At 43.9% G+C, this 26,054-nt stretch carries 21 protein-coding genes and 2 pseudogenes; 3 read left to right on the top strand and 20 right to left on the bottom strand.

All coding sequences use genetic code 11. The annotated features are described in order from the left end of the window. Nucleotides 1-10 precede the first annotated feature (10 nt). The 12 genes from H9Q77_RS00220 to H9Q77_RS00165 all read right to left on the bottom strand — a co-directional run bounded on the left by H9Q77_RS00220 (nucleotide 11) and on the right by H9Q77_RS00165 (nucleotide 14,711). Nucleotides 11-1,174 (bottom strand): galactokinase, encoded by a 1,164-nt coding sequence (locus H9Q77_RS00220; protein WP_249327177.1) that lies wholly within the window; start codon nucleotides 1,172-1,174, stop codon nucleotides 11-13. A gap of 527 nt (nucleotides 1,175-1,701) precedes the next feature. After that, nucleotides 1,702-2,643, bottom strand: coding sequence for a hypothetical protein (locus H9Q77_RS00215; RefSeq protein ID WP_118550674.1), 942 nt, complete (start codon nucleotides 2,641-2,643; stop codon nucleotides 1,702-1,704). Nucleotides 2,644-2,831: 188 nt separating this feature from the next. Further along, a complete protein-coding gene (locus H9Q77_RS00210; protein WP_249326303.1) occupies nucleotides 2,832-4,838 on the bottom strand; it encodes a 2-isopropylmalate synthase in 2,007 nt (668 codons plus the stop codon). A 450-nt stretch (nucleotides 4,839-5,288) separates the two neighbouring features. Further along, nucleotides 5,289-5,774 (bottom strand): cytidylate kinase-like family protein, encoded by a 486-nt coding sequence (locus H9Q77_RS00205; RefSeq protein ID WP_148448850.1) that lies wholly within the window; start codon nucleotides 5,772-5,774, stop codon nucleotides 5,289-5,291. A 67-nt stretch (nucleotides 5,775-5,841) separates the two neighbouring features. Beyond that, a complete protein-coding gene (locus H9Q77_RS00200; protein WP_249326302.1) occupies nucleotides 5,842-6,846 on the bottom strand; it encodes a glycosyltransferase family 4 protein in 1,005 nt (334 codons plus the stop codon). Between the two features lie 12 nt (nucleotides 6,847-6,858). Then, a complete protein-coding gene (locus H9Q77_RS00195) occupies nucleotides 6,859-7,335 on the bottom strand; it encodes a TVP38/TMEM64 family protein (RefSeq protein ID WP_249326301.1) in 477 nt (158 codons plus the stop codon). Between the two features lie 67 nt (nucleotides 7,336-7,402). Beyond that, nucleotides 7,403-8,608, bottom strand: coding sequence for a glycosyltransferase family 4 protein (locus tag H9Q77_RS00190; protein WP_249326300.1), 1,206 nt, complete (start codon nucleotides 8,606-8,608; stop codon nucleotides 7,403-7,405). Nucleotides 8,609-8,798: 190 nt separating this feature from the next. After that, nucleotides 8,799-9,800, bottom strand: coding sequence for an ABC transporter permease (locus tag H9Q77_RS00185; RefSeq protein WP_118546984.1), 1,002 nt, complete (start codon nucleotides 9,798-9,800; stop codon nucleotides 8,799-8,801). 2 nt (nucleotides 9,801-9,802) lie between these two features. After that, entirely contained in the window at nucleotides 9,803-10,906 is a 1,104-nt protein-coding gene (locus H9Q77_RS00180) for an ABC transporter permease (RefSeq protein ID WP_022153631.1), read from the bottom strand. Further along, on the bottom strand, nucleotides 10,890-12,434 hold the full coding sequence (locus tag H9Q77_RS00175) for an ABC transporter ATP-binding protein (RefSeq protein ID WP_118546983.1): 1,545 nt from the start codon (nucleotides 12,432-12,434) through the stop codon (nucleotides 10,890-10,892). The genes H9Q77_RS00180 and H9Q77_RS00175 overlap by 17 nt, the downstream gene beginning before the upstream one ends. 181 nt (nucleotides 12,435-12,615) lie before the next feature. Then, on the bottom strand, nucleotides 12,616-13,887 hold the full coding sequence (locus H9Q77_RS00170; RefSeq protein ID WP_249326299.1) for a BMP family ABC transporter substrate-binding protein: 1,272 nt from the start codon (nucleotides 13,885-13,887) through the stop codon (nucleotides 12,616-12,618). 245 nt (nucleotides 13,888-14,132) lie between these two features. Next, the gene (locus H9Q77_RS00165) at nucleotides 14,133-14,711 is read right to left on the bottom strand and encodes a xanthine phosphoribosyltransferase (RefSeq protein WP_022153634.1); all 579 of its coding nucleotides are present in this window, start codon (nucleotides 14,709-14,711) and stop codon (nucleotides 14,133-14,135) included. 176 nt (nucleotides 14,712-14,887) lie between these two features. Here H9Q77_RS00165 and H9Q77_RS00160 point away from each other — a divergent pair, with 176 nt between their 5' ends. The 3 genes from H9Q77_RS00160 to H9Q77_RS00150 all read left to right on the top strand — a co-directional run bounded on the left by H9Q77_RS00160 (nucleotide 14,888) and on the right by H9Q77_RS00150 (nucleotide 17,819). Beyond that, nucleotides 14,888-15,739, top strand: a complete 852-nt coding sequence (locus H9Q77_RS00160; protein WP_249326298.1) for an ATP-grasp domain-containing protein — start codon at nucleotides 14,888-14,890, stop codon at nucleotides 15,737-15,739. A gap of 97 nt (nucleotides 15,740-15,836) precedes the next feature. Continuing rightward, nucleotides 15,837-17,216, top strand: a complete 1,380-nt coding sequence (locus tag H9Q77_RS00155) for a bifunctional folylpolyglutamate synthase/dihydrofolate synthase (protein WP_249326297.1) — start codon at nucleotides 15,837-15,839, stop codon at nucleotides 17,214-17,216. Nucleotides 17,217-17,306: 90 nt separating this feature from the next. Continuing rightward, nucleotides 17,307-17,819 (top strand): hypothetical protein, encoded by a 513-nt coding sequence (locus H9Q77_RS00150; RefSeq protein ID WP_330595994.1) that lies wholly within the window; start codon nucleotides 17,307-17,309, stop codon nucleotides 17,817-17,819. A 189-nt stretch (nucleotides 17,820-18,008) separates the two neighbouring features. Here the strand turns inward: H9Q77_RS00150 and H9Q77_RS00145 are convergent, their stop codons facing one another. The 8 genes and pseudogenes from H9Q77_RS00145 to H9Q77_RS00105 form a co-directional block, all read right to left on the bottom strand. After that, a complete protein-coding gene (locus H9Q77_RS00145; protein WP_249326296.1) occupies nucleotides 18,009-18,347 on the bottom strand; it encodes a hypothetical protein in 339 nt (112 codons plus the stop codon). 201 nt (nucleotides 18,348-18,548) lie between these two features. Beyond that, nucleotides 18,549-19,388, bottom strand: coding sequence for a carbohydrate ABC transporter permease (locus tag H9Q77_RS00140; RefSeq protein WP_249326295.1), 840 nt, complete (start codon nucleotides 19,386-19,388; stop codon nucleotides 18,549-18,551). A 17-nt stretch (nucleotides 19,389-19,405) separates the two neighbouring features. Beyond that, nucleotides 19,406-20,287, bottom strand: coding sequence for a carbohydrate ABC transporter permease (locus tag H9Q77_RS00135; RefSeq protein ID WP_117465120.1), 882 nt, complete (start codon nucleotides 20,285-20,287; stop codon nucleotides 19,406-19,408). 91 nt (nucleotides 20,288-20,378) lie between these two features. Continuing rightward, nucleotides 20,379-21,716, bottom strand: coding sequence for an extracellular solute-binding protein (locus tag H9Q77_RS00130; protein WP_249326294.1), 1,338 nt, complete (start codon nucleotides 21,714-21,716; stop codon nucleotides 20,379-20,381). 13 nt (nucleotides 21,717-21,729) lie between these two features. Continuing rightward, nucleotides 21,730-23,532 (bottom strand): glycoside hydrolase family 13 protein, encoded by a 1,803-nt coding sequence (locus H9Q77_RS00125; protein ID WP_249326293.1) that lies wholly within the window; start codon nucleotides 23,530-23,532, stop codon nucleotides 21,730-21,732. Next, the gene (locus H9Q77_RS00120; protein ID WP_249326292.1) at nucleotides 23,529-24,560 is read right to left on the bottom strand and encodes a LacI family DNA-binding transcriptional regulator; all 1,032 of its coding nucleotides are present in this window, start codon (nucleotides 24,558-24,560) and stop codon (nucleotides 23,529-23,531) included. The genes H9Q77_RS00125 and H9Q77_RS00120 overlap by 4 nt, the downstream gene beginning before the upstream one ends. Nucleotides 24,561-24,835: 275 nt before the next feature. Then, nucleotides 24,836-25,132 (bottom strand): annotated as a pseudogene (locus tag H9Q77_RS00110) (ORF6N domain-containing protein); the annotation flags it as partial. Nucleotides 25,133-25,145: 13 nt separating this feature from the next. Then, nucleotides 25,146-25,879 (bottom strand): annotated as a pseudogene (locus H9Q77_RS00105) (MerR family transcriptional regulator). Nucleotides 25,880-26,054: the final 175 nt, after the last annotated feature.

Below are 26,054 nucleotides of genomic sequence, written 5' to 3'. Positions count from 1 at the left end.
TCTTTTCTCCTTACAGTGTCTGGGGGCCGTCACCGATCTCTACTACATAGAAATCAGCCGCATAGCCGATCTTTTCCTTGTATGCTTTGCCTACCTGCTCGATAAAGGTATCAATAGCTTCATCCTTCACAATACTTACGGTACATCCGCCAAAGCCGGCACCGGTCATACGGGATCCGATGACACCATCTACCTTCCATGCTTCCTCTACCAGAGTATCCAGCTCGATACCGGTTACTTCATAATCATCCCGCAGGGATACGTGGGATGCATTCATCAGCTCACCAAACAGCTTCACATCGTTGTTCTTCAGTGCTTCTACCGCAAGGATCGTTCTCTGATTCTCGTATACCGCATGCTTTGCACGCTTTCTGCGGACATCACTCTTAATAATAGCCTTGAACTTCTCAAAGGTCTCCTCATCCAGATCACCCAGCGTCTTGATCTTCACTACCTGCTGCAGCTCTGCCAGTGCGGTCTCACACTCACTGCGGCGCTCATTGTACTTGGAATCTCCCAGGCCTCTCTTCTTGTTACTGCATGCGATCACGATCTTCGCATTCTCCAGATGGATCGGTGCATACTCATATTCCAATGTTGCAGTATCCAGGAAAATAGCGTTCTCTTTTTTACCCATGGCAATGGCAAACTGATCCATGATACCGCAGTTTACCTTGTTGTATTTGTTCTCGGAGAACTGTCCGATCAGCGCGAGATCCTGATTGGTCACATCAAAGCCGAAGAAATCCCTCAGGATGTAGCCGGTCAGCACTTCTACGGAAGCGGAAGAAGAAAGTCCGGAACCGTTGGGGATATTACCGTTTAACAGCAGATCCATACCGGAAGTCACTTTCATGCCCTTCTCGCCGAAAGCCCAGATCACTCCCTTGGGATAATTGGTCCAGTTTGCTTCCTTGCTGGGTACCAGGTCCTCCAGGGAAGACTCGATCACACCCAGATGTTCGAAATTCATGGAATAGAAACGCAGCTTATTGTCGTTTCTTTTTCTTGCTACGCCGTAAGTACCAATGGTCAGTGCACAGGGGAATACATGTCCGCCGTTATAGTCGGTATGTTCACCGATCAGGTTCACACGTCCCGGTGCAAAATAAGCCTTGGCGCCCTCTGCATCTCCAAATACTTCTGCGAAAGTCTTCAGAATCGTCTCTTTCATTTCCATTTTCTACTCCTATCTGCTTACTGTGTAAGCCCCGTCCATTTATATGTTCTTACTCTTGTCGCTCCGGCCGATGCCGCGATACGAATTCTCTTGCTCTATGTTTTCATCATAATCGAAAAAAACAAATATTTCTACCTATTTTTGTTTTTCAGACCTGTCATTATGTTAAAAGCTACAAGCCATGCAAAGACAAAAATAAAAACACATCCCGGGAGCTTGCTCACAGGGTTGTGTTTTTATTTTTGGATTTATACGGCGACAGCCGTACATGAAGTAGACGCAGCGCGTCTACGAATGTGCATGGCGCAGCTCCGTGGGAGCTTGCTCACGAAGGTGTATCTTTCTTTTTGGATTTATACGGCGACAGCCGTACATGAAGTAGACGCAGCGCGTCTACGAATGCGCATGGCGCAGCTCCTTGGAACTTGCTCACAAAGGCGTATCTTTCTTTTTGGATTTATACGGCGACAACCGTACATCCGCAGGCACTTCAGTGTCTGCGAATGGGTATGGCCTAATTCTTATTTCTCATCTTTATTTCCAAACAGCTTCTCTGCTGCTCCGGCCGCGCCCATAATACCATTTACGGCAGGGTTCTTCAGTGCACCGGCTACCATGTTCACCTGAGTAGCGGCATCCGTCGCTGCCAGCAGGCTGTTACGATACTCTTCGTTGACTTCATGTGTGGAAGCATACTCAATATAGCTTGCCAACATATCGAAATCTTTGTTGCTGTCATATACAATGCCTACTACCACATACAGAACCACACAGGCAATGCCCAATACAACAAACACAACATTTTTCAGTATGCCGCCCAAAGCTACAAATACCAGAGTACCGATCACACTCAGGGTTACCAGCAATTCAGATACAGCGGCATCTTTTACGGATTTTACCAGAAAAGTCCTGCCATCCTGTAACAACAGAGATACGCCGTCATAATAAGTCTCCTTGGTCATCTCGCCGTATTTTGCAAACAGATAACCCTCTAACAACAGATTGATTCTTCTGTAAGCTTTCTTGATCATACTCTGTGCAATACCGGATACAGACTTCAGTCCGGGGATCTTCTCCAGCATGGCTGCCCCGGTGAAAATACCCTGGCACAGATGATATAAAATATGAGAGAACTCTCTGGTCTGGCTCTTAAGTGCAGACAGGCTTCCACCTTGCTTCTTTACCAGTTCAATACCGGCATTTACCACATCCTCGGGCATCTCTTCACCCATCAGAGCTTTTGCTGTCATAACACGTTTTGCATACTCGGTATACCCGTCTACCCAGCTGAGGATCACTAATCCTGCAAAAAATGCTACCACTCCCAGCAGGGTCAATACGTTGATCTGTGTCATCAGTCCGATGGCTGCCACAATGACACCTGCTGCCATCACGCCGTAATAAATTCCCAGTCGCTGGTTGAATTTCTTTTGTACTGCCTTTGCTTTCTCTCTGTTATTCATTATCTTGTCCCTCCATAAGTTGTGGTCTTATTCTATGACCACATACTACTTTAGTATAACTTTACTGTCATAAATTGTCAATATTCAGCATATTTTTATACAATGATAAAATTATGTTATACTTTGTTTACCCGATAATCAACACTTAAAAAGCCATTCCTAAATTTAATTTGCTGAATAGACTCCTGTTATTCCGCACTCTGTTTCCGATACTGTACCGGAGTCATATCATAAGCCTTTTTGAACAGGCGATTGAAATGCTCCACATTCTCGTAACCAACGTTAGCTGCTATGGTCTCTACTGTCTGGTTGGTTTCCTTCAAGAGCATTCTTGCCTTCTTCATGCGTTCTTCCCTTACAACCTCCTGGAAGGTCATGCCGGCCTTTTCCTTAATGTATTTGGACAAATACGGTTTGGAGAGATGGAAGGTATCTACCAGCATATCCAGTGTTACATCCACGTAGTTCTTCTGGATGAAACTGATGATCTCCACAATCCGCTCCTCTCTACCGGAGGTGATATGCTGCTCTGCTGCCAGCTTGTTCACAGCGGATACCAATGCTGCAATGGAACTCTTGATGATATCTTCATCCACGCCGACACCCCAGTAGAACTTACCGTCATGGACGATGCCTACATAGGTAGCTGCCTTAGAGTTGGAACCTCTGGAAATCGCATGTTCTTCGTAAACAGACAATTCATAGGTAATACCGAAGTATGTCTTAATAGCATTGCTTACTGCATCCAAGCGTCCGTTACCCATGGTGGTAATGGTTCTGGAAGCTCCGCCCTGATCAATGGTCACTTCTGCCTGAATACCGTTCTCCTGCTTGAAGTGACACTCCGGAACATTGAAGATACTGCGGGGATAAATATAATTTTCCTCGAAGATCGCGTAGATCTCCTTGGGAAGTAATTCCTGATGACGTCTGTCGGAGATACCCTTTACCAGGTAGCCGACTTCTTCCTTCATGGCTGCAGGCAGTGAGAAACCAAACTGCTGTTTCAATACGAATGCTACGCCGCCCTTACCGGATACACTGTTGATACGGATAACATCGGATTCGTACTCTCTTCCCACATCTGCAGGATCGATAGGCAGGTAAGGAATATCCCAGCGCTTGCCGGTCCTGCCTTCCTTCTGCCATGCCATACCTTTGCTGATGGCATCCTGATGGGAACCTGAAAATGCGGTAAATACCAGATCTCCCGCATAAGGAACTCTCTCATGCACCTTCATACCGGTGAAATTCTCATAAGCTTCACGGATCTCCATAATATGAGAGAAATCCAGTCCGCTGTCCACACCGTGACACATCATATTAAGTGCAACGGTTACCAAATCCACATTACCGGTACGCTCGCCATTGCCGAACAAAGTACCTTCCACACGGTCTGCTCCGGCCAGTACGCCGAACTCCGCATCGCTGATACCGCAGCCTCTGTCGTTATGGGGATGTACGCTAAGTACTACATTATCACGGTATTTCAAATGCTTATGCATATATTCTACCTGACACGCAAATACATGGGGCATTGCCACCTGTACGGTGGTGGGTAGATTGATGATTGCCTTGCAGTCAGCAGTGGGCTTCCATACATCCAGTACTGCATTGCAGACTTCCAATGCATAATCCACCTCGGTCTGGGAAAAGCTCTCCGGGCTGTACTCAAAGGTGAAGTTACCTTCAGTCTCATCTGCCAGATTCTTTAACATCCGGGCACCGTCTACCGCCAGCTTCTTAATAGCTTCCTTGTCCTTCTTAAATACCTGTTCTCTCTGCTCTACGGAAGTAGAATTATACAGGTGAATTACTGCATGGGGTGCACCCTTGACTGCTTCGAAGGTCTTGCGGATGATATGCTCTCTCGCCTGCGTCAGTACCTGAATGGTCACATCCTCTGGGATCATGTTGCGCTCGATCAGTGCACGGATAAAGTTGTACTCAGTGTCGGAGGAAGCGGGGAAACCAACCTCGATCTCCTTGAAACCGATCTTTACCAACATCTTGAAGAATTCCAGCTTATCTTCCAGACTCATGGGATCGATCAATGCCTGGTTGCCGTCTCTTAAGTCAACGCTGCACCAGATAGGGGGCTTGGTAATACTGTCCTTTTTTACCCAGTCGTAGGTCACCTCGGGGGGCATAAAATAAGTTTTCTGATATTTTGCTGCAATGTCTGCGCTGTTCATGGAAATCCTCCTGCCGTATGATTACTTTTTATTTTCAAAACCTGCTGTTTTTACTATTTTCACTTATCTGATTGCATTATCTTAACACTCATGATTTCTGTAAGCAAGATATATTCTTATCTTGTTAATTGATGTATTTTAATGTGACATTTTTGTCATATACCTATAAATTCAAGAAAAAGGCTATTTTATTCAGTGATTATTCCTTTTTATTATTTGATTAAAATTTTCAATTGTATATATCATTTTTTGTTATATTTAAAACCATACTTTTAATTTTATAATGTTTTATAATTGATTAATTTTATTACTATGTTTAAAATGTTTTTCACAAAAAAACAGATGTCCGTGTCGGGCATCTGTTTATAATCTATTCTCTATTTATATCCTAAACGATTTCTTCGTACTGCATACTCTCGAAATCGTAACGTCCATTCGCATTCCGGACTATCAAATAATTTCCACTCTCTCAAAATACCGGATCAGAATGTCCGCACAATTTTCGATTCCCAGTTTGGTGGTATCGAGGATCATATGATAATTGTTCACATCACCCCACACTTTACCGGTATTTTCATAATAATAGTCGGCGCGCTCCGCATCATTTTTCTCAAGCATTTCTTTTGCCTCATCGTGGGGAAGACTTTCCTTCTTCATGATACGTTCAATACGATCTTCCTTATCCGCGCACACATACACGTTAAATACATTCGGCTGATCCTTCAGGATCTCGGATGCACAACGTCCCAGAATAATACAGGGATGTTCCGCCAATTCCTTAATAACCTCCGCTTCCGTAGCATAACTGTCACCATCCAGTTCATGCTCTATGTACGCCTTATCATATACCGGCACCTCCAGCTTCTCAGACAGCTCCTGTGCGATCAGACTGGCTCCTGTTCCGAATCTTCGACTGATAGTAATTACAAGGTTCATCGTAAGCACCTCCTTTGTAAGGTACTCTCATTTTATGATAAAGACTCTGAATTTGCAAGAGGGATGTCTACAAAAGCTTCTGCTCTATCTGATACAGTTTCTCACCTGTCGCCCGCATGCTGTGTTCCTCCGCCAGTGCCCTGCCTGCCCGGATTCTGCGTCTTACTTTTTCCCGCGGTTCTTCATACAAGATGTCTCGGACTGCCTGCTCGTAGGAATCCAGATTACTGGCTTTGCGCACCTGCTCGCCGTCGGTAAGCCACCCTTCATACACCGGAATGTCTCTCACGATCACAGGAATCTCACAGGATAATGCCTCCAATACCACGATTCCTTCCGTCTCTTCATAACTGAAAAAAGCAAATGCATCCGCACCACAGTACGCATCCCGCAGGTTCCCGGACGGTTGGAAACCGGCAAAGATCACATTTTCCGGCTTCTCTGCCACAGCCTTTTTGATCTCTGCCGGAATCAATGCATTGTTCCCGCCCCCAAACCATAGAAAAATAATGTCTGGCATCCTTTTTGCCATTTCCAGAAAATCCTCGATTCCTTTTCTGTGAATCAGATGCCCGGCGGATATCACGACCTTTTTATCCACAGGAAGATGAAAAAATTTCCGGAATCGTCCACCTGCCTGCTCTGTTTTGTGGAAAAATTCAGTGTCCACACCATTGGTCAGTGCGTAAATCTCCCGATGCAGATCATATTTCATTAACAATTCCCGGGAATATTCCGTTGGTGTGATAACCACATCTCCCTGTCTATAACAATGGCGGATCCATTTTTTGAATAAAGGAGCCGCCAGATTGGAACCGATAAAAGAATTCTTAAAATCTTCCATGGTGGAATGCCCATAATAGACGACCTTTTTCCCCTGCCGTCTTGCCCGCCGTGCCACCAGTGGCGAATCAGGCAATACGGTATTGATCTGTACGATATCCGCCTCTTTCCAGACGTCCGTCACGGTCACTTTTGCTGCTCGCAGCATCTTCTCCTGATGGCGGATGGCGCTGCCGACACCGCTTTTTGCCACCAGTGAAAGTCCGCCTTTATATATATAAATTTTCATAAGTATACTCTCCTATACCAGGTGGAAAATCACCTGGAACAGTGTCGTCAGTCCCAGACTATACAGCGCAATGGAGAAAGGTTTCCCCAGAAAGATGACTGTCACAAACTGTTTCCATGTCATATTCGTCGTTCCGGCGAGATAACAGAGAAAATCATCCGGTGCCACCGGCAGGAAGATTGCCAGTGCAAATAATTTCAAAAATCTCCCCTTCAGCTCCGTCCATGTCAGGTATTTTTCAATCATTTTTCCGGGAAACATCTTGTACAGCACCGGTCTTCCCAGACTTCTTGCTATTCCAAAAGCAATACAGGAACCTACACAGATTCCTATATAATTATAGAAAAATCCCGGCACCGCTCCAAAGAGCAGCACTCCTGCCAGACAGCTGATGCCACCCGGTATGATGGGAAACACCACCTGAACGATCTGGATCAACACGAAGATCAGTGCACCGATCATTCCGAAGCGGTTCACAAATTGCTGCATGGTCTCCACCGATTGGAAAATGCCGCTCTGATAGCCCCAGACTGCCAGTATTCCACAGAGGATCAGACTAACCCAGGATGCAATATTGACGGCTCTTTGCCAGGTGTTTTTCTCTTTCGGCCTGTTTTTCTTCGATCTGTCGCTGGTATAGTTGCTCCATACTTCCCGCAAATCTTTTTTTGGAAAATATTTCTGCGGACTGTTTTGCATAACTGCACATTCCTCTGTGTTCATCGTCTTCTTTCTCCTTCCAGTTCTTCAGGTCTTTCAAGAATTCCTCCTCGGTCCGGTACTGCCAGCCGTTTTTGTCCTCTTCCACAACCGCCCGCAGGCATTGATCCCTTCTGCATAATAACGGTAATCCTGCTGCCAGTGCTTCCGCATAGGTAAGCCCCTGGGTCTCACTGGTGGAAGCGCTGACGAATAGATCTCCTGCCGGATAATAAGACGCTACTTCAGCGGGTGATACCATTCCGGTAAAAATAACGCTTTCCGTCACACCCAGTTCTGCTGCCTTTTTCCGTAAAGTCTCCAAATAAGGACCGCCGCCTACAATCATCAGCATTGTGCCGCTCTCCTGAACTTTCTGCTGGTACTCCAGCAATTCTTCCACATTCTTCTCTTTCGCCAGACGACCTACATATAAAAGCACTGTGGTCTTCCGGTCCATTTTATATTTTCTTCGGATTCTCTCCCGGGAATCCGTCCGGGTCTGCGCGTCATATTTACTCAGATCAATCCCCGATGGGATCACTGATACCGGACAATGAATGCCATAGTCTTTTAGTAATGTCTCTATTTTTGTGCTGGGAGCGATCATACTGTCCACCTTCTCGGAGATCTGTCGCGTCAGGAACTGTACCATATCCCTGCCCCATTTCTTGTAAGGGGAAAAATAGTGGGTATAATCTTCGTATACAGTATGGTAAGTATGCACCAGAGGGATCTTACATTCCTCTGCGATCTTTTTTGCCATGAAAAAGGTAGAAAGTTCACACTGGGAATGTACAATATCCGGATTCCACTCTATAATCCCGCGATACAGTTCGCGTCCCGGGGACACCCGAAGTCTTGCTCCCGGATAAATATATCCGGCATTCACGGAACCCATATAGATCACACCCTCTTCTTCGTAGGAACGAGCTGTACGGGACAAGGTCAGGATCTTCACTTCATGTCCTCTTTGCTGTAATTCCTCCCGCAGATTGCATACCGAAGTAACAACTCCGTTGATGGCCGGCTTGTACCAGTCTGTTGTGATCAATACTTTCATCTTTTTTCTCCCTTCCGTTTATTTTCTCTGAATTGATCTCAGCATAACAGACACAGGTAAATTCCATCCGAAATAAAATCAAAAGTTTTCCTAAAGTTTCTGTGAGTTTTTTCCAAAATGTGCACTAAAAAACAGCATTCTCCGGAAATTTCCGGAAAACGCCGTTTTTAATCGTTTTTCTATAAAATTATTATCTTTCTTCTCTGAAGTACGCCAGTCCCAGACTTGCAGGGGGCTGATTCTCTCTCTTGCTCCGCATACTGGTGATGACCAGTACCAGTAAGGTCACAACATAAGGGATCATCTTATACAGCTCCTGATACTCCATATGCTCGATACCGGTGGGCAGATACAGATACAGAATATACAGACCACCGAACAGGAAAGAAGCAAATACACTGATATTCGGTCTCCAGATAGTGAAGATGACCAGTGCAATGGCAAGCCAGCCTCTGTCACCGAACGCATCGTTGGACCAGACACCGCAGGCATAATCCATTACATAGTACAGTCCGCCCAGACCTGCGATCATACATCCCACGCAGGTAGCGATGTATTTGTACCGGGATACGTTGATACCGGCTGCATCTGCGGTATTGGGACCCTCACCGACTGCTCTTAAGTGCAGTCCGGTTCTGGTATGACTCAGAACATACGATGCCGCAAACGCAATGATCACTGCCAGATAAGCCAGAAATCCATAGGATAAAAACAGCTTGCCGAACCAGCCGAGTTTTCCCGCAAAAGGAAGTGACTTACTGAAATAACTGCTGGTAGCAGACAGTGCAATGGAAGGTACATCACTGTTCACCAGCTTGATCAGAGATCCGCCAAAGAAGTTACCGAAGCCGACACCGAAGGTGGTCATTGCCAGACCCGTCACGTTCTGGTTCGCCCGCAGGGTGACAGTCAGGAAGCAGTACAGCAATCCCATCAACAGGGATCCTAACAGGCAGCAGAGCATCGGAATCGCAATGGCAAGAAACCCATTCATGTTCGCCGCGTCTCCTGCGGATCTCTCATAGAAGAAAGATCCGATGACACCACAGATACCTCCCACATACATAACGCCGGGGATTCCCAGATTCAGGTTACCGGATTTCTCCGTGATGATCTCACCGGTGCTTCCGTATAACAGAGGAATTCCCTGTACGATTGCTCTCGGAATAAATGCAAGTAAAAATGACCACATGATTACTGTTCCTCCTTTTCTGCCTTTTTACGGAACTGCAGGCGATAGGTAATGAAGAACTCACAGCCGATGATAAAGAACAGGATAATACCTGTCAGAATATCGGAGTAAGAATGATTCAGTCCGAAATTGGTAGAGATCTCACTGGCTCCACGATCCATGAATATGATCAGGAAGCTGGAGAATACCATGGTCAGAGGATTGAACTTGGACATCCAGGATACCAGTACAGCGGTAAATCCCTGTCCACCTGCAATCGTGGTAGTCACAGTATGATTGATGCCTCCTACCAGAAGCAGACCTACCAATCCACACAGTGCACCGGATAACAGCATGGTACGGATAATGACTTTTTCAACCTTGATACCCACATATTTCGCAGTATTTTCACTCTCACCCACAACAGAGATCTCATATCCCTGCTTGCTGTAATTAAGATATACATACATGAAAATTGTGATCACTACTGCCACTACAATACTTAACAGATATTTGGAACCGAAGATCTGCGGCAGCCAGCCCACATTGGTGTTCTGGTTGATGATACCGATCTTACCGGATCCCTTGGGAACCTCCCATACTATCGTATAAAATGCCACCAACTGAGTAGCTATGTAGTTCATCATCAGCGTAGACAGCGTCTCATTGGTATTCCATTTCGCCTTGAAAAATGCGGGAATGAAGCCCCAGATGGCTCCTGCTGCCAGACTTGCCACGATCATGCACAGGATCACAACTGCGTTCGGAAGCTTATCTCCCAAACAGATCATACAGGCTGCTGCTGCCAGCCCGCCGATCAGCACCTGTCCCTCACCGCCGATATTCCAGAATTTCATCTTAAATGCCGGAGTCAATGCCAATGCGATCAAAAGCAGGATCGCTATATTCTGAAAAGTGACCCAGGTCTTGCGGACGGATCCGAAAGCACCCAGAACGATGGACTGATATACCTGTAAAGGATTGATTCCCGTGGTGATCGTCGTAATGATACCGCACAGGATCAGTGCCAGCAGGATTGCCAAAAATCGAATACCCAGAGATTTATACCAGGGAAGCGCATCTCTTTTTACGATATGAAACAAAGGCTCTTTATTCTTTTCCTTCATGTTCTTTGCCTCCTACTCTGGTCATCAGCATACCGACCTCATTTTTGTCTGTCTTTCTCGCATCCAGAATACCGCTCACTTCTCCGCCGCACAATACCATGATACGGTCGGACAGCTCCATCAGCACATCCAGATCCTCACCTACGAAAATCACGGCAACGCCCTTTTTCTTCTGTTCATTGATCAGGTCATATATAGTATACGAAGAATTAATATCCAGTCCACGTACCACATAAGCCGTCAACAATACGGTAGGTGCAGACGCAATCTCTCTTCCAACGAGAACCTTCTGTACATTACCACCGGACAATCTGCGTACCGGAGTGGTGATACCCGGGGTTACAACCTCCAGATTTTCTACCACATCAGTTGCAAGCTGTTTGGAAGGCTTTCGGTTCGTAAACGGTGTATGTCCTTGTCGGAAGGAACGTAACATCATATTATCGGTCAGATCCATATTGCCTACCAGACCCATTCCGAGACGATCCTCCGGTACAAAAGAAAGCGATACACCCATCTCTGCGATCTTCAACGGATCCTTGCCGATCAGCATTTCCTTACTTCCATCATCTTCCACATAGCTGATTGTGCCGGCTTCTGTTACCTGCAGACCTGCAATGGCTTCCAAAAGCTCTTTCTGTCCACAGCCGGAGATACCGGCGATTCCCAGGATCTCACCACTATTGGCGGTAAAGGAGACATCCTTCAGCTTAACGATACCTTCTTCGTTACGTACGGTCAGTCCCTGTACTTCGATACGGGGCTTCGGATTCACAGGTTCCGGTCTGACAATATTCAAAGTAACCGCATGTCCCACCATCATATTGGTCATTTCCGTAACGGTGGTATCCTTTGTCAGCATGCTTCCAATATACTGACCGTTACGAAGCACAGCCACCCTGTCGGACAAAGATTCCACTTCATGCATTTTATGGGTAATGATAACAATGGCTTTACCGTCATCTCTCATTTTCCGGAGAACGTTAAAGAGCTTCTCTGTCTCCTGCGGTGTCAGTACAGCGGTAGGTTCATCCAGGATCAGGATATCCGCACCTCGATACAGCACCTTTACAATCTCTACGGTCTGCTTCTGGGATACTGTCATATCATAGATTTTCTGCTTCGGATCTACTTCAAAACCGTATTTGTCACAGATCTCCTCTATTTTACGGGATGCCTCCTTGATATTAAGCCTGCCTTCCAGACCCAGAATGATATTCTCGGTAGCGGAAAGTACATCAATCAGCTTAAAATGCTGATGCACCATACCGATTCCCAGTCGTAACGCATCCTTGGGGGATTTGATGACCTCTTCCTTACCGTTAATAAATATCTGTCCCTCATCCGGAAAATAAATACCGGAGAGCATATTCATCAGTGTCGTCTTACCGCTGCCGTTTTCCCCAAGCAGTGATAATATCTCACCCTTATAGATATCCAGATTTACCTTATCATTGGCAATCACGGATCCAAAAGTCTTGGTAATGTTTTTCATTGAAACCGCAGCTACTTTTGTCTCTTTTTCCATCCTAGTCACCTTTCCAATTTATCCACGACCTGCAATTTTCAGGTCTTCTAATACCTGGCATAAGCACACTGGCCGCCCCTTTTCTACCTCATCCATCCACAACAAACAAAAGATCCATAAGGTAGAAAAAGGGCGGCGCGGCGATAAACGCTGCGCCGTCCGGGCTATTTCAATAAGTCAATTAATACTGCTCATCCAACAGGTTGATTCCATCAATTCTTACATTGAAGTAAGGAGCGGAACGGAATGCAACATCGGACTCATGGAAGTATCCGTCACTTACTACCTCATGGTCGGGAGTATAATCAGGATCGGTATCGATATCAGCTTCATAGCTGTCCAGGGTCTTGCCTTCTACAGTAAAGGTGGTGATATCATATACATGAGCCTTGCCTGCGATCAGATCAGCCTTTGCAGCTTCTACTGCTTCTGCAGTACCGTCTGCAACAGCAGCACCGAGATCGCTCAGCTCCACAGAACCGGTCTCCAGAGTACCACACCAATCGGTATCGATAGGAGTACCGTCTGCTACACATTTAATAGCATACTCAAAGTAAGGCTCCCAGTTAACTCTGGAAGATACCAGGAAGGTATTGGGGCAGGCTGCCTCAGTGCTTCCGTTGTAAGATACGTTGGGAACACCTGCGGTCTCACATGCAGTAGGAGCACCCATGGAGTCTGCATGCTGGCTGATCAGTACACATCCGCCCTCGATCAGCTTGTTAGCTGCTTCCTTCTCAGCGGTCTCATCGTACCAGGAACCGGTAAAGGTTACATCCATGGTAGCGCTGGGGCATACGGAACGAGCGCCCAGGAAGAAGGATGTATAACCGGACATAACTTCTGCATATGTATAAGCACCTACATAACCCATCTTAGCCTGATCTTCGGTAATATCACCGTTAGCGATCATCTCATTCAGCTTCATGCCTGCAACGATACCTGCAAGGTAACGGCCATCATAAATGGAAGCAAATGCATTGTGGAAGTTGTCCAGACCCTCAGTATGAGCCTTGGTTCCGGTTGCATGGCTGAACTGAACATTGGGATACTCCTTAGCAGCCTCGATGATGTAGTCCTCATGTCCAAAGCTGTCTGCGAAAATGAAATTGCAACCTGCATCAGCAAGCTCACAAGCTGCTTCATAAGCTTCCTGTCCTTCAGGAATGTTGGTCTTGGTCATGTACTCAATGCCAAGCTTCTCACAAGCTGCCTTTGCTCCGTTCAGGAAGTTCAGATCATAAGTAGAGTTCTCATCATGCAGGAAAATAAAACCTGCCTTTACACCACTGACAGCTTCGCCAGCTGCTTCCGTAGTAGCTGCTGCCTCGGTAGTAGCTGTAACAGTCGCCGCATCTGTGCCGGTGGTTGCTGCGTTATTGGATCCGCATCCTGCCAGAGCAGTAACTGCGAGAGCCATAGCTGCGAGTAAACTTACGACTTTCTTTTTCATAATTCTCCTCTTTCTGCGCTGCTGCTTCATTACAGATCCATGTAGCAGCGCGGGCACAGATCTGCAGATAAACCGGTGAGTCAACGCAAAAAGGGTGTATGACACCTTCATACAACCCCTTTATTGTACTCTCTCAACATTAGTCAGTATAAGCATTTGTCTGACTTCTTGTCAAGAGAAGTATTAAATTTTTATTAACTCGTTTGCGAATGTGGTTCTGAATAGTTATCTAACTTATCTAACTCTTAAGATCGAAATGTGATCTCTCCTGTTTTGTCATCCATACTTTCCACAATAGCGAGCGACTCTACACGGATACCCTTGGAACGGATCAGGTCGCCGCCCTTCTGGAATCCCTTCTCAACGGCAATGCCGACACCCTCTACAGAAGCTCCCGCTTTATTGACAATGTCGATCAAACCCTCCAGTGCGCATCCGTTGGCCAGGAAATCATCAATGATCAGAATATGATCTTCCGGATGCAGGAATTTTTTGGAGACGATCACGTCATATACTCTCTTATGCGTAAAGGATTCGATCTTGGTGGAATATACTTCACCGTCAATATTTACGGACTGGGACTTTTTTGCAAATACCACCGGTACATGAAAATGCTGGGCTGCCACACAGGCGATGCCGATACCGGAAGCCTCCACAGTCAGGATCTTCGTAATCTTACGGTCTGCGAACAGACGCGCCCACTCTTTTCCCATTTCATTGAACAGATCAATGTCCATCTGATGATTCAGAAAAGAATCTACTTTTAATACATTCCCTGCTTTTACTGTACCGTCTTTGCGAATGCGCTCTTCGAGTAATTTCATTGTATGTCTCCTCTTTTGTTTCTACTTAATATATTCTGTGGTAGTACTTTAGGCTTTTATGTCTCTTATTATACGCAGGATATTGCTCCTTTTTCAATAGAAGAACTATATTTCTTGCTATTTTGATTACATTTTGCTATGTTAACCATGAGAATACTGAAATTACGAGGTGCCTTATGCCTATCAGAGGATATATCATAGAAAAATATAATGCTATGACCAACGCTTATACCTGCAATCGTCTGGTACAGGAAGCTTCTGCCCTGGATATGGATCTGCAGATTGTAGGGATCCACGATACTATGGTCTCTCCGCATGGTGTTATAAATCATGGTAAAATACTGGAACCCGTGGATTTTGTCATCAACCGCTATAAATGGGGACGGGAAAAGGATGCTATAAATGCACTTGCCACCCGAAGCTATAATCCTTTAACTGCTTATAACATCTATATTAATAAATTTGAACAGGTACGAAGGCTTCATTCCGAAGCCTTTCTGATCCCGAAATATCTTCTGGGAACTTCACTGTTGCCTTTTTCTTCTATTGTAGAACAATTGGGGCTTCCTTTTGTCGGTAAAGGACTGGAAAGCTCCATGGGCGAGGAAATCGTCTGCATCCGGGATAAAGCTTCTTATGAGGAACTCTCTCTTAACTACCCTTCATCTAAGGAATGGCTCTTCGAAGAATTTATCTCGGAAAGCTACGGCAGAGATCTGCGATTTTACAGCATCCGCGGAGAAGCCGTTGCCTGTATGCAGCGCAGATCCCAGGGGGATTTCCGTGCAAATGTAGCTCTGGGAGCTTCGGTAGAGCCTTACCCTGTCACACCCGGCATCCGTACCATAGCCGCAGATATTTACGAACAGACCGGACTGGATTTTCTGGGAATTGATCTGCTTTTTGGCAGAGAAAAACCTTATTTTTGCGAAATCAATGTTATGCCGGGACTGGAAGGCATTGAAAAAGCCTCCGGTATTAATGTTGCAGCAAAAGTTATGGAAACAATACGATCAGGCTTTGCATAAGGAACTCATCTCATATTTGTACCTGCACAGTGTACGAAAATATACGATACTACCGTATCAATAAAATTGCAGGTTACGGAAAGGTATGCTTATTTTTATGAATAATGTTTCCGGAACACCACTGGAATTTCATAAATTCACTACGCAGAAAGAGGCGGAAGACTTCGTCTATGCTTCCTATCTGCGGGCTGCCACACATCAGGACTATGCCGCTCAGGATGCCGGAAAAAGACATCCTGAGCTGACGAGATCTCTGCTCCGGCAGAAATCGATTGCTCCCTGTGTCGTCGTCACCGGAAGCAAAGGAAAGGGCTCCGTTGCCAATATGATTTCCCGGATCCTGCAGACAAATTATACCGTAGGACTGATGACCAGTCCTCATATTACGGATTTCAGAGAGCGCTTCCGCGTCAATGATACCATGATCAGTGAAGTCAGCTTTTGCCGTCTGATGGCACAGATCCAGCCGGAGATTCTGGACATTGCCTCCGATCTGCCGGAGTCGGTATGTATCAGCCCCATGGGCATTCAGGCGGACCTGGCACTGACTTATTTTTCGGAAAAGCATACGGATTTCAATGTATTTGAATGCGGAAAGGGTGCAAAATATGATGATGTGAACAACATTCGTCACGACTATGCCGTGATCAACCGGATTTTCTTAGAGCATACAAGAGAGCTGGGAGATACGTTAGCTGCCATTGCAGAGGATAAATCCCACGTCATCACCGGAGAGCAGAAGTGCGTGTATTTTGCCGAACAGGAACCGGAAGTACTGGAGGTTCTGGTTCGCCGCGCCGAGGCTATGCAGGTTCCCTATAAAATATACGGTCGGGATTTTCAGGCAGAAAATATCCGCTATACCTATTCCGGCATGCTATTTGATGTGGTGATTGGAGATAACATTTATCCGGATTTACAGATTCCGTTATTGGGAGAACATCAGGCAAAAAACTGTGCACTTGCACTTGCTGTATGTATGGATGTCATGGCGGATCTTTGCCGAAAATCCGATACTCCGGATATATTTTCAGATACAATGTGCAATCAAATTCGCCGTCAGCTGTCTGCGATCCATCATCCGGGGCGGATGGAGATTCTAAGTTCGGATCCGTTTGTCCTACTGGATGCCTGCATCCATTCCGCCAGTTGTGAAAATGTAAAAGAAGTTCTGCGGCATCTGGGGATTTCGAATTGTACTGTTATCGTGGGGATTCCGGAGGATAAGGATTATGCCGGTGTGGTCCGGTCCATGAAAGATGTAGCTGCCCGCATCATTCTCACCAGGTCTGGGAATCCGCATTATCATTTTTCCCCAAAACAGCAGGAGTCATTGGCAGAAGAGGGTATTGGCACGATATGGACAGACTCCGTGAAACAGGCACTGACTCTGACAAGTTCTTGTCCGGATCCCATCGTAATCTTGGGAACGACTTCGGTAATTTCCGAAGTAGAGCGGATTTTTCGGCAATCTTAACTTGCTCTCACCAGATACAGGTGCTACAATGAGGGCAATAGAAGACATATACGTAATGAATCAAAGCATTATGCAGAAAGGAGAAGTTCCATGGCAGGTATTTACGGAATCGGTAATTATAGTCTGACCGGCAATTACGGATACGGTTATTCTACCGGTGCGGTATCTTCCGCACGGCCCGAAGAGAAGGGTATGGTAGTAAATCCCGGAAAATCCGATGTGGAAAAGCCCGGCAGGAAATCTTCTCCCGCAGAATGTGAGACCTGCAAGAACCGCAAATATCAGGACGGTTCCGATGAGATGGTCTCTTTCAAATCTGCATCCCATATATCTCCGCAGGCTTCCGCTTCCAGGGTGCGCGCCCATGAGCAGGAGCATGTAACCAATGCCTACAACAAAGCTGCACAGAACAACGGTAAAGTTCTCTCCGCCACAGTATCCCTGCGGACCGCGGTATGTCCCGAATGCGGCACTGTCTACACCGCCGGCGGTACCACCACGACCAAGATCAGCTACAGTGACGAGAGCAATCCTTATCAGCAGAACAAAAAATCCGCCGATGCTGCCGCAGTGATTGGACGAAATCTGGATCTGAGTGCATAGACCTCATTACCCGGACTACGCATAATGTCATCCAGGGAATATGACCATCCTCGAAGGGATCAGGTTATTTCTGGGATGCCTTATTACTATCACCAAAATGCCTTGGGATTTCTCCATCGGAATTTCGTAAAAATCCTACAGGGTATAGCATGTTTGAGGGCGATAAAGTTAAAAAATTATAGCTACAGGTTATATCTGTTTATCCGGCAATAAAAGCAACCTATCTATTACAGGATGAATCATTTGAACAGAATCCACTTTATTTATTGCACATAACTTTTTACCCGCGTCTTTACTGGAAGCACCACAATGATATACGGATTCTGCAGGTAACCCATAATCAAGAATGATCCATCTATCATGGCAATCCGGATTAGGTTTGATTCTAAGTGTTGGATATTGATTTATAAAGTCCTTAACCACAGCACTTGTAAGAAAACCTTTTTTCCCATGACCATTCTCTGTAAAAAGAATTACCTCAACACCGGATTGTTTTTGCGACAAAAGTTGTAATGTCTTGGTATTCATATAATCATCCACCACATAAATAGATTTTGTTGCCTGTTGATAAATGTCTATGTAGGCTACATCTGCTTCAAACTTCTGTCCCTTATTCAACCTTCAATTCATAAATCTTTTCATAAGCTCTTTCTATTCGTTCGGATAAATCGTCATATGCGGTGTTTACCAGCAACTGTAAACACCGCAAAGGAAAGGTAATATATGGTATCAGCCTTTTACACTGCCACTTGTCAGGCCTGCCACAAAGAATTTCTGGCAGCAGATAAACACAATAAGTATGGGTAAAAGACTAAATACTGACAATGCGAAGACATAGCCCCACTGCGTAAATTGATGTTCTCCAAAAAATCCGGAGATTGCAATCGGCATTGTCCGTTTCAAATTATCATTTAAAACCGTATTCGCCCAAGGAAATTCCTCCCATGCAGTCAAAAAATTAAAAATAGATACCGAAGCGATTCCGGGTTTTGCAAGGGGAATTATGATCCTTCCGAAAACCGTAAAAACACTTCCACCATCCATATAAGTTGCTTCATCCAATTCTCTGGGAATCCCTTCCACAAAACCCTTTATCATAAATGTGGAATAAGGAATTGTCCATGCTGCATAAAAAGGAACCAGTCCTGCAAGAGAGTTGATTACACGTAATTTTACCGCCAGTTCATACTGTGGAACGATCAGTGTCAGTCCCGGCACGATCATTGTTAAGACGATAAATCCAAACAGGAAATTTTTTCCCGGAAAATCAAATCTTGCAATTACATATCCCAGAGCCGAAGCAATCTCTGCTGCAATCAGCACGGATGCTACGGATACACACATACTGTTTAAGAAGTTACGATAGAATTTTCCCTGTCCCAATACGTATTTGTAATTTTCCAGAGTTACCTCATCTAATGCTGGTAAAAATCGAGGGGGGTATTCATACAATGCTCCATTCGGCTTCAGCGATGTGCTGATCATATATACCATAGGAAGCACAACAATGATTAATCCGGCAATTAATATAATGTGAAGAAATATCTGTATCCATGTTTTTCTTTTCATACTCACACCTGCCTATCTTATTGATCTTTCTGCTGCATGAGTTTAAACTGTATTACAGCAAGTATCGCAAGTACTACGGTTGTAATAAAGGACAACGCTGCAGCATAGCCGAATTTTCCTGTACTGAATGCCTTATGATACATCCATGTCAGAATAACATCTGTCTGATGCCCGGGTTCACCACCGGTTATCATCTTAATAGAAGTAAATACATTAAATCCGCCAATGGTGAGCATTACTAACGCAAATAAAATCGTTCCCCGGATACTCGGTATCGTAACATTCCACATTTTATCCCATGCTGTGGCTCCGTCGATAGCGGCAGCTTCATAGAGATCTGTAGGCACCGTCTGTAATGCTGCAAGGAACACAACCATATTCCAGCCAATTCCCTTCCATATTCCCAGTAACATTGCTACTGTCATACCGCCCCATCTGGTATCCAGCCATCGCACATTTGCACTAGTAATATGTACAATATTCATCAGAAAATAATTTAATAATCCCTCTGTGTTAAACACATATTTGAAAATCAGAGACGCTACTACCCATGACGTAATTACCGGCAAATAATACAGTACCCGATATCCGACTTTAAAACGTGTAATCTGATTCAGCAAAAGTGCAACTAAAAATCCAGCCAGCATCTGTCCCGGCACAGTCACAAGCGTATATACCAATGAATTTATAAAAACAGTCCGAAAGTATTCATCTCCCAATACTTCCTTGTAATTTTCCAATCCAATAAAACGATGACTCAGCATACTGCCAAAATCCCATTCAAAGAAACTCATAATAAATAATTTCAAAATAGGGTAGATCGTAAAAATCCCAAATACAAGTAACCCGGGTAAAAGTAATAATCCAATCTGTATTTTGCTTTTCCGTGATGTCTTCATAGAAATACCTCTTTTACAGTTGGGACAGCACCTGACGGTACTGCCCCGGACTGCTATTTGACTTTATACATATGGCAAGTTATAATTAATATTATTCTGCAAGAAGTTCATCAAAACGCTCTGCGAGCTTATCCATAGCTTCCTGTGCTGTTTTCTTTCCGTTCATTACATCCGTAACCGCTACAGATAATTCGCTGTCCATTTCAGACCAGCAGGCTACGGTAGGACGGGATTTTGCTGTTTTGATGGCTTCCAGGAACGGTGCATAATCTGCTGCTTTTACTGTATCACTCTCCAGTGCTTCTTTGTTGACGGGGATCTGTCCGCATTTTGCCATTTCCTCTTCAGCGAATTCACCGGTCATAAACTTCATGAATTTCCATGCAGCATCTTTATTTGCACTATTGAACATAGCAATATCTTCACCACCCAGAACAGATATGGATCCGGCATCTCCGGCAGGCATTTCCGTGGTTGCATATTCAAAATCAGGATAAGAGCCCTGCATTTCCGCAACCTTCCAGGGACCTTCCAGAAGCATCATATATCTACCGGTTCCAAAACCATCTGTCATCGGAATGTCACCTGCATTCCATCCTGTGATTGCACCTGCCTGATACAGTTCCGCAAGCGTTTCGATTGCCTTTACTGTCTCCGGGCTGTTGATATAACCGGATGCCTTTGTCTCCTCTTCATTGGTAATGGATCCACCCATACTCCAGATGAACGGGCAGAGATTCCAACCTGCCAGTGCCGGCTCATCATATCCCCATACCTGCTGACCATTTGCATTGGTTCCTGCTAATTTCTTAGCAGCATCAACAAATTCATCCATGGTTTTGGGAGCCTCAATACCTGCATCCTTGAAAGCCTGCACATTATAAAAGAGAATTTTGGTGTTGGTGTTCAGTGCTAATCCATAGAAGTGACCATCCACTTTTGCTGTGCTCATAGCACTTTCCAATAAGCCACCGGAGACATCATTAAAGTCAGACATCTCTTCATCCAGTGCTGTCAGAATTCCCATTTTCTCAAATTCGGGAACCCATGCGCTATCCAGTCTGGCTACATCCGGTAACGTGTTTGACTGTGCGCTGATCAGAATCTTCTGATGCAGATCTGCCCATTCATGAGATACTGCATTTACCTTGATTCCCGGATTTTCTTTTTCGAATTCCGGAATCAGTACATTCATCAGAGTTTCATTCTCTGCCGACTGTGCACTATAATGATGCCAGAAGTTAATGGTAACTTCTTCCTGCGAAGCACTTTCTGTAGCTGCAGGAGTCTCTGCTGTTGCTGATACCTGACTCTCTGAGCCAGTTTCAGATTCTACTGGTGATTCTCCACATCCTGTTAAGGCTGCCAGGCTCATTACGGTTGTGAGTAGAATTGCCAGTAATTTTTTGTTTTTCTTTACCTTCATCATTGTAAACATCCTCCTATTGTTTTTTGCCCGAGTTCGATGAACTCATTATGACTTTTACAGAATACGGCTCCATTTGCAACGTAATTTTGCCCTTGTATTCTGTTATGTCCTCATTTAAAAATTCCGCTTCTCCGATATCTTCCTCTCGTAACAGTTCCCCTGAAAGCACTTCTGCAAAAACGCCTCTTTCTAAAACCGGACATTCTATTTTACAGTTTTTTGTTCCTCTATGCAGAATCACATAACAGCTTCCAGTCTCATCTTTACGAACAAATCCATAAGTATCGGTTGTTTCGTCTGCAATAACAGTTCTGAAGCTTCCGGATTGAATGCAACTATAATTTTTCCGCAACTGTATCATTTTTTGGTACCAGTTCTTCACATCTTTATCCGCATTTTCTCCCCATTCCATACACCTTCGGCAATCAGGATCATTGTCTCCTGTCATTCCAACCTCATCGCCGTAGTAAATTGCAGGGGAACCCGGAAATAGTATTTGAAATGCTACCGCCAGTTTCAGAAGTGTTTTATCCTCCCGGCACAGATACAGGAAGCGTTCTGTATCATGACTGTCGATCAGATTATACAAAAGACTATCTGTCTCGTCCTTGTAATAAGCCAGCATATGATTTAGTCTACTGTCAAACTCTGTTACGGAAATTGACTTTTCTGCTATGTAATCTCGGAGAGCATCCCTGAATACATAATTCATTACAGAGTCCATCTGATTGCCTCGCAACATCTTTCCGGCATATCCCCAGGTCTCACCCAACAGAATCTTATCCGGATATTTTTCCTTGATCCGTATTCTCGCCTCTACCCATACGGAAGGGTCTACTTCATCTGCAACATCCAGTCTCCATCCATCAATTCCATAATGATCAATCCAGTAAAACATTACTTTTAGGATAAATTCCCTGACCTCCGGATTGGAGGTATCCAGTTTTGGCATCCATTTATACGCTCCCACACATTCATAATTATGGTGACTGGGTTCCACCGGATAATGATTGATATGAAACCATTTTACATAACGGGATTTTTCCTGTTTTTCCAGTACATCCTGAAATGGTTTAAAATGTACTCCCGTATGGTTAAATACGCCGTCCAACACAATCCGGATTCCGTAACTGTGACACGTATCCACAAGTTCTCTGAATGTCTCTTCGGTTCCAAACTGGGAATCTATCTTAAAGTAATCTGTGGTTGCATACTTATGATTAAAGTCTGCCTCAAATATAGGATTCAGGTAGATGCACTCTATTCCCAGTTCCTTCAGATAAGGAATCCTTTGAATGATTCCCTGCAGGTCTCCACCCATATGATGTTCTCTGTCAGGCAAAGTTCCCCATGGTTTACATCCTTCTGGATCATTTCCACGATTGCCATTACAAAATCTCTCTGGAAATATCTGATAATAGATCACTCCTTTTGCCCACTCCGGGAAAGTAATGACATCCGTCCCATTGACATACAAATATTCAAAGAAACCAGACTTGGGAATTACCTGCTGCAATCCATTTGCCGTATAATACATCATATTTCCACTACTGTCCGTCAGTTCAAAATAATATTTTTGATAACGTGCAATCTGATGAAATATTATTTTCGCCTGAAAATAATCAAACAGCCTATCTCTGTAGCAGCATTTCAATTCCTGTTTCTTTTGGTTCTCCGGTTTTGTTCTGTCCCAGTAAACCAAAATACATTTCGATATATCCTTTTTTGCACAGCGAATCTTAAATACTAATTCATTTCTCTTTACCGGATATATGTACTCTTCCGTATTGAAATGCTGTATTGCTTCTTTTTTCACTTCTTCCGTTTTTCTCCTTTCATTGTAGATTCCCTCTCAATAATTCTCGTCGAAAGCAGTACCTCCTTTCTGTGCTGTCCCGGATTCCGAATAATGGAAAACAACGTATTGGCAGCTTCTTCTCCAAGCTTATACGTGTCAATATCCACTACCGTAAGTGGCGGATCCATATATTCTGCCAATGGATAATTATCAAATGTGATGATTCCAATTGATCCGGGAATAGCTATATTTTTCTTTTTTAAAAACTTCAAAGTCTCGTAAGCAACCACATTATTGGTGCATATAATACTGTCAATATCTGGATACTTGTTGAGCGCCCTTTGTATCGCTTCACCGATCTGATTACTCTCCTCCCCACATTCAACAATTAAATTCTCAGCCACATCTTTCCCATTTAGTCCTATCGCTGCCTGAAATCCCTGGATTCTCTTTCTTTCAAACATTGTTATGCGATTTTCAACAAGTAAAATCGTCTTTTCATATCCCATCCGGTGTAGATAATTTACAGCATCTTCTGCCCCCTGTTTATTATCCATATCAATCCAGTGAATACCATCTCTTACGTTATCCGGTTCGCCTAACACAATAAACGGAAAATGATTACCCAGCAGTAGATCTATCAGTTCCTCTGTTGCCGCAGAAACAGGAAGTATAATACCATCTATCTTTTTCTCTAAAATCAGATTTTTGACGGCACTATTATCCTCTTTATCCGAATCGCTGGTAATCAACAGGTTAAACCCTCTCTTCTGCGTTACCGCTTCTATTGCCGAAACACTTCGGATAAAAAAAGCATTTGAGAATGCATCACTGTTACCGGCATCGATTACCAGCCCTATCGTAAAAGTACTCCCATTTACAAGGCTTCTTGCCAGGCTGTTTGGATGATAATCCAGTTCTTTCATGGCATCTTTAATTTTCTGCCTCGTTTCCTCTGAAATACTGGCTGTTCCATTAATTACTCTTGATACTGTTGATGGATTTACTCCTACTTTTTTTGCAATGTCTTTAATTGTTGCTGGCATTATATTTTCACCTATTTTCCTAATGTCATTCTTGTTTATGCAAACGTTTGCACTACGTTTCAAAAAAATAATGCAAACGTTTGCACTGTCTATGCTTAAATACTATCATGCACACTCTAGTTTGTCAATAATCTCTTTTATAATAATCTAGCCAACACTAACCACTTGTGTATCATCATCCGGAATATATAGAACAAGATAATTGTCTACTGGCGCTACGCGTAGTCCTCGACTTTTCCATGGTTCCAATTCATATTGTCGATATCTCTTCGGCATATGATCAAGATCAGCATATATAATCCTTGCTCTGTAAATACATGAGGATTATATCTGCTCTTACTGTTAAGATTTGCGGTCAAAAAATTTGACCGCAAATTTTCTACCTCGTCATCCGTAAGTTCAAACATAAAATCTTCATCAAATTTCTCAATATTATTTTTTTCTTGTTGATTAAATGCTTTTGTAGTATAACCATATATTTCAGAAAGATCGGCATCTAAGATTACTCTTTGTCCTCGAATTTCATAAATTCTTTCTTTCAAATATTCTTCTGTAATATCAATCACTGCAATTTCTTCTTTCTTTTTATCTTCTGCTCATATAAAATATATCAATAGCTTTACTTGCAAACTCTGCTGTGCCAACTCCTCCAACATCATCAATATTTTCCGTAAGTTCTCCTCCACCGACATACATTCTTCCAAGACCGCATAAAATCTTATCAGAACATGTATAAAATGATCTGTAATGTAATCCTGAAGTTTCCTTACCTGCAACTGCACCTGTTCATCTTCTGGGTCCATTTCTTTCATTTGTCCGAATTCAACAAATAATTGCATAAACTCATTTGCAACAGTAGCTTCATCGTCTTTCGTCCAGTTCTTTGTTTTCTCTTCAAACTCCTTATACTCAGAGGTTTGTCCCCATTGTTCTTTTGCTCGTTTAGAATACTCATCAATCTTTGTTGTATCAAATACTTTAAAATCCATATATTTCACTCCTATTCCTTTTATTCCTCGAGCGAAACTAATAAGATTTTCAAGATGCTCTTTTTTCATAGTAAGCAATTCAATCTGCTGCTCTAATGCTTTGTTCCTGTCAAAGTTAGGGGCATCAATTATCTTTTTAATCTCCTTAAGCGGAAATTCCAATTCTTTAAACAGTAAAATTTGTTGCAGCCTTTCCAAGGATGTATCGTCATACAACCTATAACCTGACTCTGTATATTCAATAGGTTTTAAGAGGCCAATGGTATCATAATACTGCAGAGTGCGTATACTCACTCCTGTTAATTTACTTACCTCATTCACTGTCATCATTGTCATTTCCTCCTCTCGATAAACATATCGTAAACTATTACGTTGCGTAGGAGTCAATAGTTTTTCAAAGAAATTTTCAAAATTAACAGAAATTCTCCGCAAACCCTTGAAAACACTGGATTTGTCGCAGATGAGCTTTCCCTTATTTTTTCCCTTGTGTTATATCGTCCCATCA

This window comes from Simiaoa sunii, assembly GCF_014337175.1.
Taxonomy (GTDB): Bacteria; Bacillota; Clostridia; order Lachnospirales; family Lachnospiraceae; genus Acetatifactor; species Acetatifactor intestinalis.
The sequence above is the reverse complement of the archived record's forward strand: the minus strand, read 5'-3'. Positions and strand labels throughout refer to the sequence as shown.